General features: G+C 38.8%; 16 protein-coding genes and 5 pseudogenes. 17 read left to right on the top strand and 4 right to left on the bottom strand.

Translation table 11 applies throughout. The annotated features are described in order from the left end of the window. Nucleotides 1-101 precede the first annotated feature (101 nt). The 6 genes and pseudogenes from RGF10_RS10450 to RGF10_RS10475 all read left to right on the top strand — a co-directional run bounded on the left by RGF10_RS10450 (nucleotide 102) and on the right by RGF10_RS10475 (nucleotide 4,716). The gene (locus tag RGF10_RS10450; RefSeq protein WP_318508960.1) at nucleotides 102-926 is read left to right on the top strand and encodes a uroporphyrinogen-III synthase; all 825 of its coding nucleotides are present in this window, start codon (nucleotides 102-104) and stop codon (nucleotides 924-926) included. 189 nt (nucleotides 927-1,115) lie between these two features. After that, complete coding sequence (locus RGF10_RS10455) at nucleotides 1,116-1,559, top strand: PCYCGC motif-containing (lipo)protein (RefSeq protein WP_318508961.1); 444 nt, start codon at nucleotides 1,116-1,118, stop codon at nucleotides 1,557-1,559. 366 nt (nucleotides 1,560-1,925) lie between these two features. Then, on the top strand, nucleotides 1,926-2,408 hold the full coding sequence (locus RGF10_RS10460) for a flavodoxin domain-containing protein (RefSeq protein WP_318508962.1): 483 nt from the start codon (nucleotides 1,926-1,928) through the stop codon (nucleotides 2,406-2,408). A 41-nt stretch (nucleotides 2,409-2,449) separates the two neighbouring features. Continuing rightward, complete coding sequence (locus tag RGF10_RS10465) at nucleotides 2,450-3,004, top strand: hypothetical protein (RefSeq protein ID WP_318508963.1); 555 nt, start codon at nucleotides 2,450-2,452, stop codon at nucleotides 3,002-3,004. Then, nucleotides 2,970-3,347, top strand: a complete 378-nt coding sequence (locus RGF10_RS10470; RefSeq protein ID WP_318508964.1) for a hypothetical protein — start codon at nucleotides 2,970-2,972, stop codon at nucleotides 3,345-3,347. The genes RGF10_RS10465 and RGF10_RS10470 overlap by 35 nt, the downstream gene beginning before the upstream one ends. 222 nt (nucleotides 3,348-3,569) lie before the next feature. Next, nucleotides 3,570-4,716: pseudogene (locus tag RGF10_RS10475) on the top strand (DUF2515 domain-containing protein). A gap of 37 nt (nucleotides 4,717-4,753) precedes the next feature. Here the strand turns inward: RGF10_RS10475 and RGF10_RS10480 are convergent. After that, the gene (locus RGF10_RS10480) at nucleotides 4,754-5,008 is read right to left on the bottom strand and encodes a YpbS family protein (protein ID WP_318508965.1); all 255 of its coding nucleotides are present in this window, start codon (nucleotides 5,006-5,008) and stop codon (nucleotides 4,754-4,756) included. Between the two features lie 271 nt (nucleotides 5,009-5,279). Here RGF10_RS10480 and RGF10_RS10485 point away from each other — a divergent pair. From RGF10_RS10485 to RGF10_RS10500, 4 genes and pseudogenes are all read left to right on the top strand, one after another. Then, nucleotides 5,280-5,914: pseudogene (locus tag RGF10_RS10485) on the top strand (helix-turn-helix transcriptional regulator). A gap of 26 nt (nucleotides 5,915-5,940) precedes the next feature. Beyond that, nucleotides 5,941-6,756: a pyruvate, water dikinase regulatory protein gene (locus RGF10_RS10490; protein ID WP_318508966.1), complete on the top strand. Its 816-nt coding sequence runs from the start codon at nucleotides 5,941-5,943 to the stop codon at nucleotides 6,754-6,756. A 1-nt stretch (nucleotide 6,757) separates the two neighbouring features. Continuing rightward, nucleotides 6,758-9,432: pseudogene (ppdK, locus tag RGF10_RS10495) on the top strand (pyruvate, phosphate dikinase). Between the two features lie 134 nt (nucleotides 9,433-9,566). Next, entirely contained in the window at nucleotides 9,567-10,322 is a 756-nt protein-coding gene (locus tag RGF10_RS10500) for an exodeoxyribonuclease III (protein WP_318508967.1), read from the top strand. 85 nt (nucleotides 10,323-10,407) lie between these two features. On the opposite strand, the gene RGF10_RS10505 is transcribed toward RGF10_RS10500, so the two are convergent. Beyond that, a complete protein-coding gene (locus RGF10_RS10505) occupies nucleotides 10,408-10,653 on the bottom strand; it encodes a transcriptional regulator SplA domain-containing protein (RefSeq protein WP_318508968.1) in 246 nt (81 codons plus the stop codon). 150 nt (nucleotides 10,654-10,803) lie between these two features. Here RGF10_RS10505 and dacB point away from each other — a divergent pair, with 150 nt between their 5' ends. The 4 genes and pseudogenes from dacB to RGF10_RS10525 all read left to right on the top strand — a co-directional run bounded on the left by dacB (nucleotide 10,804) and on the right by RGF10_RS10525 (nucleotide 15,302). Further along, nucleotides 10,804-12,282 (top strand): D-alanyl-D-alanine carboxypeptidase/D-alanyl-D-alanine endopeptidase, encoded by a 1,479-nt coding sequence (dacB, locus tag RGF10_RS10510; protein WP_318508969.1) that lies wholly within the window; start codon nucleotides 10,804-10,806, stop codon nucleotides 12,280-12,282. 666 nt (nucleotides 12,283-12,948) lie between these two features. Continuing rightward, nucleotides 12,949-13,590, top strand: coding sequence for a S8 family serine peptidase (locus RGF10_RS10515; RefSeq protein WP_318508970.1), 642 nt, complete (start codon nucleotides 12,949-12,951; stop codon nucleotides 13,588-13,590). Further along, nucleotides 13,494-14,323: pseudogene (locus RGF10_RS10520) on the top strand (S8 family peptidase). The gene RGF10_RS10515 and the pseudogene RGF10_RS10520 overlap by 97 nt, the downstream one beginning before the upstream one ends. A 124-nt stretch (nucleotides 14,324-14,447) precedes the next feature. Next, entirely contained in the window at nucleotides 14,448-15,302 is an 855-nt protein-coding gene (locus tag RGF10_RS10525; protein ID WP_318508971.1) for a hypothetical protein, read from the top strand. Between the two features lie 106 nt (nucleotides 15,303-15,408). Here the strand turns inward: RGF10_RS10525 and RGF10_RS10530 are convergent, their stop codons facing one another. Beyond that, nucleotides 15,409-15,627 (bottom strand): hypothetical protein, encoded by a 219-nt coding sequence (locus tag RGF10_RS10530; RefSeq protein WP_318508972.1) that lies wholly within the window; start codon nucleotides 15,625-15,627, stop codon nucleotides 15,409-15,411. A 232-nt stretch (nucleotides 15,628-15,859) separates the two neighbouring features. On the opposite strand from RGF10_RS10530, the gene RGF10_RS10535 reads away from it, so the two are divergent. Both RGF10_RS10535 and RGF10_RS10540 read left to right on the top strand, forming a co-directional pair. Further along, entirely contained in the window at nucleotides 15,860-16,939 is a 1,080-nt protein-coding gene (locus RGF10_RS10535; protein ID WP_318508973.1) for an NAD(P)H-dependent flavin oxidoreductase, read from the top strand. A gap of 52 nt (nucleotides 16,940-16,991) precedes the next feature. Next, on the top strand, nucleotides 16,992-17,288 hold the full coding sequence (locus RGF10_RS10540) for a hypothetical protein (protein WP_318508974.1): 297 nt from the start codon (nucleotides 16,992-16,994) through the stop codon (nucleotides 17,286-17,288). 544 nt (nucleotides 17,289-17,832) lie between these two features. Here RGF10_RS10540 and RGF10_RS10545 read toward each other — a convergent pair. Then, nucleotides 17,833-18,479: pseudogene (locus tag RGF10_RS10545) on the bottom strand (viroplasmin family protein). A gap of 166 nt (nucleotides 18,480-18,645) precedes the next feature. On the opposite strand from RGF10_RS10545, the gene RGF10_RS10550 reads away from it, so the two are divergent. Then, nucleotides 18,646-19,056 (top strand): hypothetical protein, encoded by a 411-nt coding sequence (locus tag RGF10_RS10550; protein WP_318508975.1) that lies wholly within the window; start codon nucleotides 18,646-18,648, stop codon nucleotides 19,054-19,056. The last annotated feature ends 7 nt before the right edge of the window (nucleotides 19,057-19,063 follow it).

The following is a 19,063-nucleotide window of genomic DNA, read 5'->3' on the forward strand; positions in this document are numbered from 1 at the left end:
ATGTCTCATTATCAATGTGAATCCTTGTCACCATAGTTTTTCACCTAATTTTTTGGTAAGGTAGTAAAAAAGGCAAAATTTTTGAAAAGGGGAATGCTCTGATGGGTCAAGCTTTAACTGGAAAAACAATCGCAATAGCCGGAAGCCGCAAATTAGAGGAAATCAGTGCTCTAATTGAAAAACAAGGTGGAATGGCCGTAATACGACCATTACAAGGTACTGTATTTTTTGCAGAGAAGGAAGTAGAGGTTGATTTGCGCCGTTTTGTGGAAGAAGGTGCGGACTGGGTTATTTTAACAACTGGAATTGGTACAACTAGTTTAATTGATTTAGCTGATAAACTTGGAATCAAGGAGAAACTCCTTAATCGATTTAAAGAAGCTAAAATCGGTGCACGAGGCTATAAGACGTTAGCTGTTTTGAAAAATTTAGAAATTGCACCTGTTGCAGTGGACGATGATGGAACGAATAGAGGGCTCGTGCGCTCCCTAGAAAAATATGATTTCACTGGAAAAAGAGTATTAGTTCAGCTTCATGGCGAAGCGGCACCAGCATTGATTCGTTTTCTGGAAACAAATGGTGCGATCGTTCAGCAAATTTTACCTTATTTACATACTCCACCACAAACGGATACAGTTGAACAATTGTGTCAAGAATTACTTGAAGGCAGAGTAAATGCAGTTTGTTTTACAACCGCTGTTCAAGTTCGGTTTCTGTTTGAGTATGCGAAGGAACATGGGTACATAGAGGACATTGTGAAGAGATTTAATCAAGATGCTCTAGCTGTAGCGGTAGGCAAAATAACTGCAGAGAGTATTCGCGAAGAAGGAATTGAGCGGTTGGTTGCGCCTGAATTTGAACGAATGGGCGCGATGATTGTTGAATTAGCTCGTTACTATGATCAACTGGATAAATCATTGTTATAAGTGAATAAGTTAAGCTAATGATTCATTATGCTTTATTGCTTATATTATTCACAGGTTTTGGCAAAAGTGGTTAATGGAATGATGCTGTATATATTTGTCACCAAACCTTAACGATTAATAAGATTTCTAACATCATTTCCTTGTTAAAATAAAGACAACGCTTGTACTAACACATTTGAGGTGAACTCCATGAAGAAAAGGAAACTCTTTGCTATTTGCAGCTTCGTATTTATTTTGATTTTAGCTGGGTGTGGCTCTAAAGATGAATTAACTTTAGATTCTAAGCATAAAGAATTACCTGATTTTGTGCTTAATACTTCTGATATGATTCAAGAAACCTATATAATGGCTGCTACTTACCCTGAAGCATTAGCATCTGTCCCTTGTTATTGTGGTTGTAATGAAACGGACGGACATATCAGTAATTTGGATTGTTTCGTTGATAGTATGAATTCTGATAACGCAGTAACGGAATGGGATGCAATGGGTGTATCTTGAGACATTTGTGTAGAGATCGCCCGTGAGGCGACTGAAATGTATCAGGATGGAAAAGAATTAAAAGATATTAACAAATATATAACAGAAAAATACGCAGATTATGGTACACCAACACCAACCCCTGTACCAAAGTAATTCGAACACACGGAAAAAGCCATCATTACGATGGCTTTTTTTTATAATTATTATTTCAGAAATTAGGAAAAGTTAGTAAATTCTACATAATTCAATAAATTTTCGATATTTTGAAAGGTAAAATCACAGAAATCAACTATGATAATAGTAAGAGTTTCATCTATTTTCAAAAGAGGTAAAACAGGCTCAATCTTCAAATACATCCGGCTTTCGACATAAGTGTTATGTTTGAGCTGGCTTTTTTTATTTGGCTTTGTAAAGAAGAATGTTGATTCTTTGCAGTGTTGATTGGAGCGAAGCACCCGTAGCGGAAATCAACAGTCAAGTTTAACAAAGCTTTTTATTTTTACAAAAGGAGGGCTTTCGATGAATAGTTTAATTGTTTATTGTTCCTCTCATGGAACAACAGCAAGAGCAGCAGGGATCCTTGCAGAGAGACTAGATGGGTTTGTAGAAATGGTCGATTTAAGTAAGCAGAAAGACCCGGATTTAACTTATTATGATGCCGTAATTGTTGGTGGGTCGATTCATGCAGGAAATATTCAACGCAAGGTTAAACAATTTATCAATAAAAATCACAATCAATTAATAAATAAGAAACTGGGTTTTTTCTTATGTTGCTATCGTGAGGGAGACGAAGCGAGAGCACAATTTGAAAATGCATTTCCAGCTGATTTACGCGCGATTGCCAAATCAGAGGGCTTATTTGGCGGAGAATTTATCTTTGCTGATATGAACCTTATCGAAAGAATAATTGTGAAAAAGGTGGCCGGAGTCGCCAGAGATCATTCGACTTTCAATGTGGAGTCTATTAATAGATTTGCAGATCAATTTAACCATGCCTCATAGTCAAGTTTGAATGAGGGAGAATGGAGAAGGGGGTCTCACAAGTGAAGTTCAAGAAACATATTAGTGTGTTAGTAATCTGTATTGCATGTTTAGCCTTGCTGGCATCGGCATATGGGGTTTTCGCAAACGCAGGACCTGGAGAGCATACTTTCACCAATATTGAAGGGCTAACAGTTTCTATTTACGGGAAAGGCTTGTATCAAAATGATAGTGTTGCCATGGCTGTTCAAGCTAGGGCGCAGGATGTCGTCACATTATGTTTGGGCATTCCATTATTATTGTTTTCCTTGAATTTAGCCCGAAAAAATTCACTTAAAGGAAGATTGCTCCTAACTGGAACATTGGGGTATTTCTTGTACACATATGCTGTTTATACGTTTGTAGCCATGTATAATCCCTTCTTTTTGCTGTTTGTTGCACTAATGTCATTAAGCTTGTTCGCCTTTGTGCTGGCAATGATGTCATTTGATCTTAACGTGTTATCCGATTCATTTAGTATAAAGTTACCAGGTTATTTTCATAAGTGGGATACTTGGGTCTTTAAGTGTGGTTGTTGGTTTAATGTGGCTTGGACGAATCATTCCACCACTGTTTAACGGAGAACCCACACTTGGATTAGAGCATTATACTACCCTGGTAATCCAAGGAATTGATTTAGGGATTATCGTTCCGGTTTCTATGCTTGGTGCGGTGTTGCTCCTTAAGAGAAAACCGTTTGGCTTTCTTTTGACATCTGTATTAATGGTGAAAATGATCACGCTATTAAGTGCATTAACAGCGATGATTATCGGCCAGGCGATCGCTGGTGTTGAAATGAGCGCTGCTGAGATGACGATATTTCCAGTGTTTAATCTCTTAGCAATCTATACACTCTTCTTAATTATGAAAAATATCCGCGAGCCGATTATCACCAGGGATCATCTTCCGATTGCGGGATAACGGGTTAAATTTAATTTAATAGAGTAATAGCGTAAAAACCAATTCCAAGCTCAATCGAGAGGGTGGAATTGGTTTTTTTGTAATCAACTCTTCATCATGTATTTCAAGTGTTCTTAATAAAATAATCATATACGTATCTGTGACCTCTCCCTTCATTGCGAGTTTTTTCTGTAATGATCAAATTAGAAGGGCGTGGATAACAGGAAGGGGAGATGCAGGAGGATGTTTTTTCAGAAAAAAGGAACACCAAAGCTACCTGCATCGTTACAGACGATTAAAGAGGAGTTAATGATGAAAAGTAAAAAGCACCCAACATTAACTCTCCCACAAGAATCACTATCCCAGGAAGAAAGGTTACTCGTAGAAAAAATAGATAAACAATTGAGCAGATGTAATCGCAACAATGTGACTAGAACAAAGGCGTATCTAGATTTCTATAAAAATCATCCGGAAATTCATTGGGCGTTCCTTGCTCATATGGTCTCTCGTAATGGCGGTTGGAATATGACTGATTTAAAAGGAGATTTTCTCACAGAATTAATATCAGAAAAAGAGAGAACTTCATTCTTTTTATTTTTAGAACGTAGTAATTGGTTAATTTTTCAGGATGCCTATCCTCAATTATTATTATACGAGGAGAGCTTGAAAAGAGGGAAACCACTGTTTAATCTTTTATCGCGATTTCATGTTTCCACCTTTATGGAAACGATATGGAACCACTTCCACAATTATCATGATCCAACCCTTTTAACGAATGCCCTCATTATCAATGAACAATCCTATATAGAGAAGCGGGTCGTTCAAAATCCTGAATATCAAAACAAGGTATTGAATACATTGGAATTTTTATTACAGGAGCTATTTTCTTTTACTCATCTCCTTTTTCCGTATCAGTATAATGGGAAAATCAAACTCGTAGGCGAGACACTAGGACAATTTTCAACCTTACATGATCGAATTTATCTGGGAAAAAGATTATACACACTTCTTTTTAGAGATAAAAATCGGAGGCAAAATATTTTGTCGTGGGCGAACCATCAACCCCACACCTGGTTCACGAGCCGATTATTGGCCAATGCTTTTTCATCCTGTTAAGGAAGGGGTTCCAGGTAAAATAGATAAAATACGAATAAGCTCATGTACGATTAAACAAGGGGCACCTAGGTTGTATAGCCCTGAGCTGAGCTATGCTTGGAAGGATGTGACACACGAACCGGCAGAAAAAGGAGATTGGTTTCGTGATTGGAAAATAGTAGAGGAATTCATTTATAAGGATGAAGAAATGGATGGGGAGATTGAACATGAATATTGCCAAGCAATCGAAAAACTGGAGCTCGCAGTGATTGCCAAAAAGACGCTTTTGAAATAAGGCTGACTCCAACTTGAGGAGTCAGCCTTATTTCAAATTATTTATTTACATATTCTTGGACCATTTGTCCTGTTACATATTGACGTTCCGGGAGATTTTCAATCTTTTTTGATAATAGATTCATTTTTTCAGTCACTGCATTGATTTTATCAGTATTAAATGGCTTGCCTTCCTTGCATAACGTACAGGCCTCGTCAATAAACGCCTCCCGTTGTTGATCTAATGTTACATACTCACTAAGAATATGATTTTGTCCACTGACATGCTTTGAGATCGCTTTATGTACACTCATTAAAATGACACTCCAATTCTTTCTAAATAATCGTTTCTTTATCATATCATGATTTTTCTTTTTGCTAAAGTACGATGAATTTTGTCGGATATTATTGCTTGTGAACATTTCGAAACCCTCAATTCTTATATTTGTCACAAATCGTTAAAAAATGAATTAATAATTCCAATTGAATCGAAATGTAATATACTATATATTAATCGTATAACACATTTATGGAGTTAATCTTATATGTGTATCATAATTAACTTATTTTCTCGGTTGGAGGGTGGTGGAACTCATAAAACTTACAAAACGGCAAGAGGAAATCCTGCAAATTGTAAAAGATGAAGGGCCGATTCTGGAAAAGAAATTGCTCAGAAGCTTTCCTTAACGAGAGCAACTTTGCGTCCGGATTTGGCGATCTTAACAATGGTCGGAAATTTAGAGGCTAGGCCGCGAGTTGGCTATTATTATAAAGGCCCCGAGTTAGATCAAATTAAAGACTGGTTTTCAAATCATTTTGTAAGTGAATATAAGGCGCATCCTATTGTCGTAAAAAAATCTGTATCCGTCTATGATGCAATTGTACAGATTTTCTTAAAGGATGTCGGAACGCTTTATGCAGTCAATCAAAATGGGCATCTAGCCGGAGTAATTTCTAGAAAGGATCTCCTGAGAGCCTCGATAGGTAATCGGAACCTTCAGGAATTACCGGTGAGTGTTATCATGACAAGAATGCCTAATATCATAACGATTAAACCGGATTCAACCCTCCTCGATGCTGCAAAAAAAATGATTGACTACCATATAGATTCGTTGCCTGTTGTTTTAGAGATTGATCCTGATGCTCACCTTTATAAGGTGATTGGCAGGATAACCAAAACAACGATTGTAAAAGCATTTATCGAAATGGGCGGTCATTAAATTGGACATAGGAAGGTTGAGCGATTTTGGAGCATAAAGAAATTGTTTATGTAGTCTCTGACTCGGTTGGAGAAACTGCTGAATTGGTTGTTAAAGCAGTTGCTACACAATTTAATGGCGGGAATGTTGAGCTAAAAAGAAATCCATATGTGGAGGACTTTGAAGATATCGAGGATATTTTAACGATAGCAGGTAGAACAAATTCGATTATTGCTTATACCATTGTCATCCCAACATTAAAGGAATACATGGATCGCAGGTCAAAGGAAGAGGGTATTCTCGCTGTAGATTTGCTCAATCCGTTGATGGATGCTTTTATTCAAAAATTCCATAAGAATCCTAACCATCAACCAAAATTAATGAGGAAATTAGATGATGACTATTTCCGAAAAATTGAAGCAATTGAATTTGCGGTGAAGTATGATGATGGGCGCGATCCTCGCGGAATTCTACGCGCCGACATCGTCCTGGTAGGGGTGTCACGAACATCAAAAACACCATTGTCGATGTATTTGGCTCATAAGCGTTATAAGGTGGCGAATGTTCCACTTGTGCCTGAGGTCGGGCCACCGGATGAGTTGTTTACCGTTCCAAGAAATAAATGTGTAGGTCTGATTATTTCACCAGATCACCTAAATGCGATTCGAACGGAGCGACTGAAAAATCTAGGCTTAACCTCAAAAGCTAATTATGCAAGTTATGAGAGAATACTCGAAGAATTAGATTACGCAGAAAAGATTATGAAACGGATTGGCTGTCCTGTCATCAATGTATCAAACAAAGCAGTAGAAGAAACAGCAGATTACATTTTAGACGTGCTAAAAAGAGAGAGGAGTTCGTAAAATGAAAAAATTCGTTTATCTGTTTAATGAAGGGCATAGTGAAATGAAGGAACTATTAGGAGGAAAAGGAGCAAACCTCGCTGAAATGACGAGGATTGGCCTACCTGTTCCTTTTGGCTTTACCATTTCCACAGAGGCATGTAATGCATATTACGATGCAGGGAAAAAGATTTCGATCGATGTGGAGATGCAAATTCTGGAAGCACTTTCACGCCTGGAAGAAAAAACAGGCAAACGACTTGGGGATCCTGCGAATCCGCTCTTAGTCTCCGTTCGCTCAGGCGCTGTTTTCTCAATGCCTGGAATGATGGACACCGTTCTGAATCTAGGTATGAATGATGAAACGGTTGAAGGGATGGCAAAATTAACAAATAATCCTCGCTTTGCTTATGATTCATATCGCCGTTTTATTCAAATGTTCTCAGATGTTGTGCTGGAAGTAGACGTTTATTTCTTTGAGCAATTATTAGAAGAATATCGCGAGGAAAAAGGCTATAGCTCTGACCCTGAATTAACGGCAGAGGACTGGAAAATCGTGATCCAGGGCTATAAAGATATCGTGAAAAAACGGACGAAGCATGCGTTCCCGCAGGATCCAAAGGAACAGCTTTTCCTATCCATTAATTCAGTTTTCGATTCTTGGAATAACCAACGAGCGATTGTGTATCGTCGTCTTCATAAAATACCAGGGCACTTAGGTACTGCCGTTAACATCCAGAGCATGGTATTCGGTAATATGGGCAATGATTGTGGCACTGGTGTAGCCTTTACTCGTAACCCATCCACTGGAGAGCATGTCCTTTATGGTGAATACCTCATCAATGCTCAGGGGAAGACGTAGTAGCAGGAATTCGTACACCGAATCCGATCCATACATTACAATCAGAAATGCCAGGAGTGTATCAGCAATTTGCTGACACATGTCGTCAGCTCGAAATGCACTACAAGGATATGCAGGATATCGAATTCACGGTGGAAAAAGGAAAGCTGTACATTTTACAAACTCGTACAGGTAAAAGAACAGCTCAAGCAGCGATCAGAATAGCTGTTGAGATGGAAAAAGAAGGAATTATCGATAAGAAAACAGCACTGCTGCGGGTAGATCCTGACCAGTTAAACCAATTATTACACCGTCGTATTGATGATTCATATGATCGAAAGCAAATCGCCAAAGGTCTTCCGGCTTCTCCAGGGGCTGCTACAGGCCAAGTGGTATTTGATGCAGACGAAGCGGAAAGCTTAACAAATGATGGGAAAAAGGTCATTCTAGTACGTCCTGAAACAACACCAGATGATATTCACGGAATTGTAGCTGCTCAAGCGGTTGTTACAAGCCGCGGCGGTATGACAAGTCATGCTGCAGTAGTAGCAAGGGGTATGGGGAAAGCTTGTATATGCGGTTGTGATGCGCTAAAAATTGATTTAAAAGAAAAACAATTTAGTGTTGGCGAACTTGTTGTTCAATACGGTGATGTGATTACAATTGATGGGGGAACAGGAGAAATCATGCTCGGGGAAATTCCAATGATTGATCCTGAACTGTCTGTCGAGTTCCAACAATTATTACAATGGGCCGATGAGGTACGTAATCTAGGTGTTCGAGCAAATGCTGATAATCCAGAAGATGCGAAAAAAGCGTTTGAGTTTGGTGCAGGTGGAATCGGCTTATGTCGCACAGAGCATATGTTTATGGATATTAAGCGAATTCCAATCGTCCAAAAAATGATCCTGGCAACCACATTTGATGAGCGGAAGGTTGCGCTCGATCAATTGCTACCGATGCAACAGGGAGATTTTGAAGGAATCTTTGAAGCCATGGAAGGACTTCCGGTAACCATTCGTTTATTGGATCCTCCATTACATGAGTTCCTTCCTGATAAAGAAGAGCTGCTTGTGGACGTAACGAAGCTGCAAATCACAGACCCAGGCTCAGCGGAATTAAAGGAAAAGGAAGTCCTGTTAAAGAAAGTTCGTCAGCTTGATGAGTTTAACCCAATGCTTGGTCTCCGCGGTTGCCGTTTAGGGATGATTCACCCGGAAATCTATGAAATGCAAGCGAAAGCGATTTTCTACGCTGTAGCTAAGCTCGCGGGCAAAGGAATTACTGTTAAACCAGAAATAATGATTCCGCTTGTTGGCCATGTAAACGAATTAAAGGAAATGCGCCAGCTTGTCATTGATGCCGCGGTTGCAGTCCAGGAGGAAACGGCTGTTGAGCTAGACTATATCATTGGAACAATGATTGAAATCCCTCGCGCAGCATTAACTGCAGACCAAATTGCAGAGGAAGCTGATTTCTTCTCATTTGGAACAAATGACTTAACGCAAACAACATTCGGTTTTAGCCGAGATGATGCCGAAGGGAAATTCCTACAAGCCTATGTAGAGAATAAAGTGCTTCCTGAGAATCCGTTTGAAGTTCTTGACCAAGAAGGCGTTGGTAAGCTCGTTGAAACAGGTGTTAAGCTAGGACGTCAAACTAAACCAAACTTAAAAACAGGTATATGCGGTGAGCATGGTGGAGAAAAATCATCAATCGATTTCTGCTACAGAGCAGGATTGGATTATGTAAGCTGCTCCCCATATCGTGTGCCACTTGCCCGTTTAGCTGCTGCTCAAGCAACGATTCGCAACGAAGAAATAGTCGATGAGAAACTTTTAGTTTCACAAAATTAAATAATAATTAGTAATGAGCTGTCCTTCCAATCAGGGAGGGCAGTTTCTGTTTTTACAAGTTTCATTTAGAGACAAATCCCCATAAAAAAGGTAGAATGTGATATTAGATTAGACAGCAAGGGGAAGATAGAATTATGAAACTCATTTCCTGGAACGTTAACGGGATTAGAGCCTGTGTTGGCAAAGGCTTTTTAGATTATTTTCATTCTGCTGATGCAGATATATTTTGCATTCAGGAAACGAAATGTCAGCCTGAGCAAATTAAATTAGAAATAGATGGATATTTTCAGTATTGGAATTCTGCCGAGAAAAAGGGGTATTCTGGAACTGCAGTTTTCTCAAAAAAAGAACCGTTATCCGTAAAGTATGGAATAGATCAGCCCCAATTTGATTCTGAGGGTAGAGCGATTACACTTGAATTTGAGCACTTTTATTTTGTCACGATTTATACCCCAAATTCTCAGCGGGATTTGGCACGCTTAGATTATCGTCTAACGTGGGAGGACTGTCTGCGAGACTATCTTTTAGAACTGGATTCTAAGAAACCAGTCATCCTGTGCGGTGATATGAACGTCGCCCATCAGGAAATCGATCTAAAAAATCCAAAATCGAACATAAAAAATTCTGGCTTTACACCAGAGGAACGCTCAAAAATGACGGAGCTGTTAGGCTCTGGGTTTATCGATTCGTATCGTCAGCTTTACCCAGATCAGGCAGATGTGTACACCTGGTGGTCTTATATGAACAAGGTCCGTGAGCGGAACATTGGCTGGCGTATTGACTATTTCTTAGTGTCTGAGCGCTTGAAGGATGTTGTTTTGGATTCACAAATTCATTGTGATGTAATGGGAAGCGATCATTGCCCAGTTGCATTAAAGTTAGATTTGTAATCAATAATGAATAAAGGCGATTCGTACATAAGTTAATGCGAATCGCCTTTATTTCGTGTTCCGTCATGTGTAAGGGTGTAGCCCTTCAAAATAAATCCTCATACAGCTCCGAAAATGCTTGTTCTGCGGCACTTTCAGATGAGTAAAGAGCATCATCCTCTTCGATCAGATGAAAGGATTCATTCAAAAACAAAGCTAGTCTGCCAGGATCGTGTGGATGCTGAACAATTTCCGCAGGTCTAATGTTCACGACAGATGGTGTATGAGGATTATGATAAAGTACAAACACCTCATCACCGGCCTTCGCATTTTTGGGATCAATCATATCCATTTTCCTTCCATCCTTTCTGTTCATTTTTTACTAGTGTGTGTTTATCGACTGTAATCATACAATTCTAATTCATAATGCCCTTCCTGCATGATTTTTATAAAAAAAGGAAAAGATGTTATTTTAAAACGATCAGGAATGGAATGACGTCAAATGATTCAACCTTTACGCAAAAAAATACTAATCCTCAGTATTCTTATCCCACTATTCGCTGGTTCGGCATCAGCCACCCTTCACCATGTATCTGGGCAAACGATTACAGAAATGGGCAGTCAATTAGACGCATTGCTTCAGCAAGAGCCCAATCTACAAGGTGCGATCGTTGGTATTAGTATCCGTTCAATGACATCAGGGGAGGTTCTCTATCAACAAAATGGCGATGTCCGCCTAAAACCCGCATCAAATCTGAAACTATTGACGGGTGCAGCCGCACTTTCAGTTCTTGGCGAAAACTATCGGTTTAAAACCGAACTCCTCAAAAGTGGCAAAGTAAAAAAAGGAAAGCTTAACGGCAATCTTTATTTAAAAGGAAAAGGTGATCCGACGCTATTAAAGGAAGATATCGATGAAATGGCTAAAAAAGTTCGGGAAGCAGGGATAAAAGAAATTAGTGGTCACCTCATTGGGGATGATACCTGGTATGATGATGTTCGTTATTCCCTTGATTTACCCTGGAGTGATGAGCAGACTTATTACGGTACCCAAATTTCTGCATTAACTGTGTCTCCAGATTGTGACTATGATGCAGGAACAATCATTGTCGAGATGCAATCAGGAAACGCAATTGGCCAACCTGGAAAAATAAGTCTTACTCCACCCACGAATTATGTTAAGATCAACAATCAAACAGTCACGATATCACCTGATGGAAAAAAAGAATTATCGTATGAACGTGAACACGGTGAGAATACTGTCACCGTTAAGGGCACCATTCCAATGAAAGCTGCACAGGAAAGGGAATGGGTGGGCGTTTGGGAACCAACCAATTATGCGATTGAGCTTTTAAATCAAGCGCTCGCCGATAATGGTGTCAAAGTATTGGGAGAACTGAAAACGGGTTCAACACCGAAAAGTGCCCAACTTTTATCAATCCACCGTTCGATTTCATTATCAGAATTGATGGGTCCATTTATGAAACTTAGTAATAATGGTATTGCTGAAATTTTAATAAAGGAAATGGGGAAAGTGGTGAAAGGGGAGGGGAGCTGGGAGAAAGGTCTCGAGGTTTTAGCCGAAAGGTTGGAGAAATTCGGCTTGAACCCAAACACATTAGTGTTAAGAGACGGATCTGGAATTTCCCATGCTGACCTTGTACCGGCAAATGAAATCTCAAAGCTGTTATATGCTGCACAAAAAGAAAAATGGTTTCCTGTCTTTCTTAATTCGTTGCCAGTCGCAGGGAACACAACAAAAGAAATTGGCGGCACGTTAAGGAAACGAATGAAGTCCCCCCAGCTAGCAGGAAAAATTAAAGCGAAAACCGGGACGATTTCCACAGTTAGTTCACTATCCGGTTATGTTGAAACGCAGTCAGGGGAGACGTTGATTTTTTCGCTTCTTTTAAACAACTTAATTGATGAAGAGAAGGGAAAAGCCATTGAGGACAAGATTGTTACACTTCTTGCAAAATGAAACGATGATTAGCTTTAAATTTATCTATTGACCAAAACGTAGCTTGAGAACCGCAAAAGTGGACGATAGAGAGCTTCTATTGACCAAAACGGAGCTAGAGAATCGCGAAAGTGGACGATAGAGAGCTTCTATTGACCAAAAAGGAGCTTGAGAATCGTAAAAATGGACGATAGAGAGCTTCTATTGACCAAAACGGAGCTTGAGAACCGCAAAAGTGGACGATAGAGGGCTTCTATTGACCAAAACGGAGCTAGAGAATAGCGAAAGTGGACGATAGAGAGCTTCTATTGACCAAAACGGAGCTAGAGAATCGCGAAAGTGGACGATAGAGAGCTTCTATTGACCAAAAAGGAGCTTGAGAATCGTAAAAATGGACGATAGAGAGCTTCTATCGACCAAAACGGAGCTTGAGAATCGTAAAAATGGTCGATAAAGAGCTTCTGCTATTGACCAAAACGTAGCTAGAGAATCGCGAAAGTGGACGATAGAGAGCTCCTATTGACCAAAACGGAGCTTGAGAATCGTAAAAATGGACGATAGAGAGCTTCTATCATTGACCAAAACGTAGCTTGAGAACCGCAAAGTGGTCAAATGACCTAATTTTCCTTGGATATTTCTCCTTGTTTTGAAAAAAGATAAGGATAATGATCTGTAAGGAGTGGCATTATGAGGAAAATAAAGAGGTCCGTAAGGGTATTAAGTGCAATAGCGATCATTCTAATTAGCGTTATTTCCTACAATGGGATAAAGCAAAGTCAGCGCAATTCCATTCAACAGGTGAATAATGACCAAAGTAGTCGATTTTTATATAAGACAACCAAGCTCCAAAATGTAGGGACTCAATCACATCTAATGAAGGTCAACAGCATTGCAATGGGAGAGACAATCAAAGGGCATTTGCGAAACGATCCGTCGGTCCATTTAATCAAACACACAAAAACAAATGAAAGCCATTTTAATAAAAATGAAGTGACGGTAAAATTTAAACAACATCCTACGCAAGCACAATTGAATCAAATAACACAGGAAATTCAAGGCAGGGTTTTGAAGAACTTAGATTCCACGATTGTGTTTCTCTCAGGAAATATGAATACCGATGAACTGATTCAATATTTTAAGAACAAAGATAACGTTGAATTTGCCGAACCTAACTACCTTTATTTACAAAATGAAACAGGTCCCAACGATTTGCTTTATCAAGAGCAGTATCAATGGAACTTGCCAGCTATACGGACAGAGGTTGGCTGGGATGTAACGCGGGGAAAGAGGATATTACGATTGCAGTCGTGGATACTGGAGTCGATTTAAATCATCCTGATCTTAAAAATCGCTTAATCGAAGGGTATAACGTGCTTGAAAACAACCATTATCCAGATGATGATAATGGACACGGCACCCATGTTGCTGGAATTATCGCCTCTGAGACAAATAACGAGCAAGGTGTTGCAGGCATCACGTGGTTTAATAAAATCATGCCCATCAAAGCGATGGAGGCAAAGGGCTATGGAACAACGTTTGACATAGCTAAAGGCATAATTTGGGCAACTGACCATGGTGCTGATGTTATTAACTTAAGCTTAGGGAATTATCAGCCATCAGCACTAATGAAACAGGCGGTTGATTATGCTTATAAAAAAAATGTTGTTATGATTGTTGCGGCTGGAAATGATAATTCAAAACAACCAAGCTACCGGCTTCCTATCCAGAGGTACTGGCTGTTTCTGCAGTTGATTCTTCAGGCAAGAGAGCTACTTTTTCAAACTATGGAAATTATATTGATGTGACTGCACCAGGTGTGCAAATACCAAGTACGTACTTTAATCAGCAATATGCTGCACTGTCGGGGACTTCAATGGCGGCACCACACGTTGCAGGACTTGCGGGATTGGTTCGTTCAGCTAATCCGAAGCTTTCAAATAAACAAGTAATGAGCATTATTAAAAGTACGGCTTATGATTTAGGTATTAAAGGAAATGATATTGAATATGGCAAAGGGCTTATCGATGTTCGAAAAGCCCTAGAAAAAGCAGAAGCAAAATAAATTGTAATGGTACGGTCACGAGCTCTTTCAGTAGGGCTCGTTTTTATTTTATGGAAAAAAACGGGTTTACACGTACATCGTACAAAGATTGGGAATATGAATGCATATAAGGAGGATGGTTCAAATGCCTACTTTTGATCAAGTTACAGTTACAGGTGATCTCACGGTTGATGGAAAGACACAATTAGGAAATTTATCGACGAACATTGTAACAATTACCGGAAATGAAACAGTTCAAGGAAATTTAGCCGTCAATGGAAATGCACAATTGGGGAGTTCAGCTATAAATTCAGTTAGAGTTACCGGGAATTTATCTGTAAGTGGTAATACCCAATTAGGTACATCAATTATTGATACTGTACAAATAGCTGGAAATTTGACAGTGAACGGAAACACTCAATTAGGAAGGTTGCTAACGGATACAGTGAACGTTGCTGGAAATGAATCCGTTCAGGGGAACTTAACGGTAAATGGGAATACACAGCTGGGTAATTCCCCATCAGATACGTTAATCGTATCGGGAAATGAATCCGTTCAGGGTGATTTAGTCGTCAGCGGAAATACGATTCTAGGTAATAAATCAAGCAATACAGTGAAAATAAACGGTGGCTTGTCTGTGTCAGGTGGGACACAACTAGAAGGACTAGAGGTTCATGGGAACACCCAATTTGGAACTGGCCCTTCCGATACAGTTAATATTAACGGGCAAGGCTTTGTTTCAGGAAATTTAGTTATTGATGGTTCGTTAATCGTGAACGAAAACACCCAGCTGGGTAACACTGGTTCCGAAAAAATTAATCTCATTGGCGAACTTGAAAATCGATTGGATGGAAATATTAAAATCCAGCCGAAAAACAATCTTGCATTCCTCGGTGCTGGAAATGGAATTATTTTGACTGCACCAAACAAAACATGTTGGCTATTGACCGTTGATAACAATGGAAAGTTAACAACAACCTGTGTGGATTGTCCATCTTAAATGAACAAATATCTTAAAAAGAATAGAAATAGCGCACTATTAGACTACTGATAATAGTGCGCTCTCTTTGTGTTTACATGTTGTAAATGTATCTTTGCACATGTTTTTAACGTCTTTTCTTTTTGGATTGATCGACGATAACATTGCTTTTTTTTACTGTTTCAAAAGTTACTTTGATATGAATCACTTTTTCACTAATACTCAAAACACTTGAGACCTTCCCTTTCCGACCTTTAATTTTTATATCGTCACCTACTGATGGGAATCGATTAAGAAGCTGGCATAATACAAGGTTTTTGTTATCAAAAAAATGAACAGCATACATGTTCTCTCACCTATTTCGTTTAGTATGTTGTACAAAAAAATGCAAAGTAAAAATCCTTCATAATAAATATATGAACCTCAAAAGAAATAGACCCCACCAATCTAAATAAATTTATTTATTGGACGATTCACGATATTAATTATTTATATTTCCAATCCAAAAAAAGGGAAATGCTTGTCTCATCAAGAAATGGTTACAAGGATATAAAAATTCTAGAATTGAGGCTGAGCATATGATTGAAAACGAATTAACCAAACTTTTAAATATTCAATTTCCAATTATTCAGGCCCCGATGGCTGGTGGAATTACTACATCTCAGTTGGTCGCGGCAGTATCAAATGGCGGAGGATTAGGGTTTATCGGGGCAGGATATATGAGTTCGGAACAATTACGGGACCAAATTCGTGAGGTGAAAAGATTAACCTCTCATCCATTTGGGGTAAATTTATTTGTTCCGAATGATTTTAAAGTATCAGAAAATGATGTCAATCATTCTAATAAGCTACTACAACCGATTCGGAATCAACTAGGTTTAGCTGAAACGAAAAACTATAACTTGCCAAATCAAGAGAGCAGTCTTGCCGAATTCGCTGAACAAATTAAGGTGTTGCTGGAGGAAAATATCCCAGTTTGCTCGTTTACCTTTGGGCTTCCTTCTCCAGAAATGATTGAAATACTTAAAGCAAAAAATGTTCGTCTAATCGGTACAGCAACAACGGTTCAAGAAGCTATTGCAATTGAGAAAATTGGGATGGATTTCGTGGTTGTTCAAGGCAGTGAGGCTGGTGGACATCGTGGGAATTTCATTAAAGGGGAGGAGGAAAGCTTAGTTGGTTTGATGTCGCTTATTCCACAAGTTGTCGATAATGTTGGCCTTCCTGTTATTGCAGCAGGCGGAATAGCCGATGGAAGAGGACTACTTGCGGCATTCTGCTTAGGAGCACAGGCTGTTCAAATTGGAACGGCATTTTTAACTTGTATCGAAAGCGGGGCACATCCCGTATATAAAAAGGCGATTGTTAAAGCGCATGAAGATGAAATGGTGTTAACCCGCGCTTTTTCTGGCAAATGTGCACGTGGGATAAATAACAAGTTTATCGAGGAAATGAGAGAGCATGAACCGTTTTTGCCAGAATTTCCAGTGCAAAATTCATTGACCCAAGACATTCGAAAAAAGGCTTCAGCTGAAAATAATACTCAGTACATGTCGCTTTGGTCTGGACAAAGTCCGAGATTAGCCAAAATGCAAACTGTTCAATCGCTTATTCAACAAATAATGGGAGATGTTGAAATAACACGGAGGAAATTTTGATTTTACCTTAGTTTTATTTTGTAGAAATAAATGCATAATGGTGTTTTTATAAATGATTGGCGGGATAAGACATGTTTATAACAATCGTGATCCTTGTTTCAGTATTTATCTTAATCACTTTTTTCGTACAGTAATGAATCGTAACTGGAGACTGATTTATTCGACGTTTGGCAACGATCAGTATTTTACTGTCATCGCAAAATTACAATCTGCTGGAATTAAGTATAAAGTCGTAATTCCCTTTAGCGGCATGGATACTCGTAATATTCGAGTTGTTGATAATACTCAATATGATATATATGTAAAAAAGGAAGACGAACATAAAGCAATCACAAAAATCACCTGCTGAGTTAGATGCTAAACAAAAGATAGATAGGTTAAAGTTATTTTTGCGATATCGGCTGTGTTAAACTTGTCCGTGAAATTGGAATAAATTTTGATGTTTTACCCAAGTCTTCTATAAAAATAGTAGTTTTTGAGTAAAAAAAGTAAGTTTTAACGAAGAAATCAATTATTTTTAGAAATAGAGGTTGTTTTTTATAAAAAGTGTAATGTTATATGCACGACCATTAGTTTATATGCACGTTTAAATGTGGATATGATCTAAGTTCAAAAATTTATGATACAACTTTTCAAATATATGCTCGACTTTTAAAATTTATGATACAACTTTAGAAATTTATGCACATTTAGTTACGGATATGCTCAGCTAAATGCATATATGCACGTTTTGAGCGAAGCATAACTTTAAAGGTCCTATTCTAAATAAAATACACATCAATGGTCACGTATAAAAACGTGACCATTATGTGGAAGTCAAGCAAGCTTCAAGCTCACCACTTTATGAACTTAAGTGCCTTCTGCTCAACTGCATCTTACTTACAACCACAACCTTATTTCCGCCCAAAGTCCGCCTTGATTTCTCCGAGGGTGTTTGTATCCCACTTCATAATTTTATTTTGATACGAATTTTCTTTCAGCCATTTTTCTGCCCGCTCAATCATCGTCCACACTTCTTCAGTACCGGCATTGCGTACAAGGCTTGTGTTCGCCTTTTTATTCCGGACCCAAGAAAGAGCAGTGACAGAATCTGTATATATATCAGTATTCAATCCGTTTTTATTCAGCAGTGAAAGGGCATGAACGATGGCCAAAAATTCACCGATATTGTTCGTGCCGAGTATCGGACCAAAGTGAAAGAGGACTTCACCAGTTTTCGTGGAGACACCTTGGTATTCCATCATACCGGGGTTTCCGCTGCAAGCGGCATCAACGGAGATACTGTTCTCGTTCACTACAGGTTTTTCCTGTGTTTTACTACCTCCACCAGCCTTGTTGGCAGTTGCAGTTTTCCCTTTAGAGGCAGCAGAATAGCTAGTTTTCCCCTTTTAAAGGCTTTTTCGGCCTCTGCTAAGGAAGGGAAAGATTTAAAGCTAGCGCCTTGAAAGCCTTTTGTTTGCTGTTCGCATTCAGCCCAAGTGTTGAATATTCCTGTTTTTCGACCTCTCCAAACAACATAATATTTTTTCTTTTCAGCCATGTAATCTTTCCTCCAAAAAACAATCTATGTACAGTTATTTCATTCATTATAACAAACCAATTCATCACCCTCCAAAATGTCTTTTTTCTTTTTATTGATTTATAATAAAAGAGAGGTGCGAACGTAGATCTTCTGCATATCAAACTGCTTAAGGAGGTGGTTTATTATGCTAAGAATGGTCTGGGGATTCTTTTTTCTAGGGAGTAGTGTTTTTAACCTAACCTACACGTTGTCGCAACCAGAATTTTATCAACAATTTGCTGAAATGGCACTCTTCAAAATTTACTCAGATATGATTGAAACAATAGTGGTGCCGTATGCCGAGTGGTTTACAATCATGCTCGTCATTTTTGAGTTGACTGTTGGGATTTTGGTTTTATCCAAAAACATCTATGCACAAATCGGATTGTACGCAAGTCTATTGTTTACTGTCGCACTTATCCCAGTGATTCCGCCGTATACGTTTGTAAATTTTGTCGTGGCGCTTATACCGATTTACTTACTAAGAAAATCCTATCCTAATCCTTTTTATAAAGATTTTTCTAACCTAATGCATCACCATCATCATGGGGTATGATTACATT

The sequence above is a fragment of the Bacillus sp. T3 genome, assembly GCF_033449965.1.
Taxonomy (GTDB): Bacteria; Bacillota; Bacilli; order Bacillales; family Cytobacillaceae; genus Bacillus_BU.

Coding starts and splice junctions, on each gene's coding strand:
- RGF10_RS10480 (WP_318508965.1), bottom strand. CDS start 5,008: ATGAGTGTACATAAAGCGATCTCAAAGCATGTCAGTGGACAAAATCAT.
- RGF10_RS10515 (WP_318508970.1), top strand. CDS start 12,949: ATGAGGAAAATAAAGAGGTCCGTAAGGGTATTAAGTGCAATAGCGATC.
- RGF10_RS10470 (WP_318508964.1), top strand. CDS start 2,970: ATGTGGCTTGGACGAATCATTCCACCACTGTTTAACGGAGAACCCACA.
- RGF10_RS10450 (WP_318508960.1), top strand. CDS start 102: ATGGGTCAAGCTTTAACTGGAAAAACAATCGCAATAGCCGGAAGCCGC.
- RGF10_RS10550 (WP_318508975.1), top strand. CDS start 18,646: ATGCTAAGAATGGTCTGGGGATTCTTTTTTCTAGGGAGTAGTGTTTTT.
- RGF10_RS10535 (WP_318508973.1), top strand. CDS start 15,860: ATGATTGAAAACGAATTAACCAAACTTTTAAATATTCAATTTCCAATT.
- RGF10_RS10500 (WP_318508967.1), top strand. CDS start 9,567: ATGAAACTCATTTCCTGGAACGTTAACGGGATTAGAGCCTGTGTTGGC.
- dacB (WP_318508969.1), top strand. CDS start 10,804: ATGATTCAACCTTTACGCAAAAAAATACTAATCCTCAGTATTCTTATC.
- RGF10_RS10540 (WP_318508974.1), top strand. CDS start 16,992: ATGATTGGCGGGATAAGACATGTTTATAACAATCGTGATCCTTGTTTC.
- RGF10_RS10525 (WP_318508971.1), top strand. CDS start 14,448: ATGCCTACTTTTGATCAAGTTACAGTTACAGGTGATCTCACGGTTGAT.
- RGF10_RS10460 (WP_318508962.1), top strand. CDS start 1,926: ATGAATAGTTTAATTGTTTATTGTTCCTCTCATGGAACAACAGCAAGA.
- RGF10_RS10505 (WP_318508968.1), bottom strand. CDS start 10,653: ATGGATATGATTGATCCCAAAAATGCGAAGGCCGGTGATGAGGTGTTT.
- RGF10_RS10530 (WP_318508972.1), bottom strand. CDS start 15,627: ATGTATGCTGTTCATTTTTTTGATAACAAAAACCTTGTATTATGCCAG.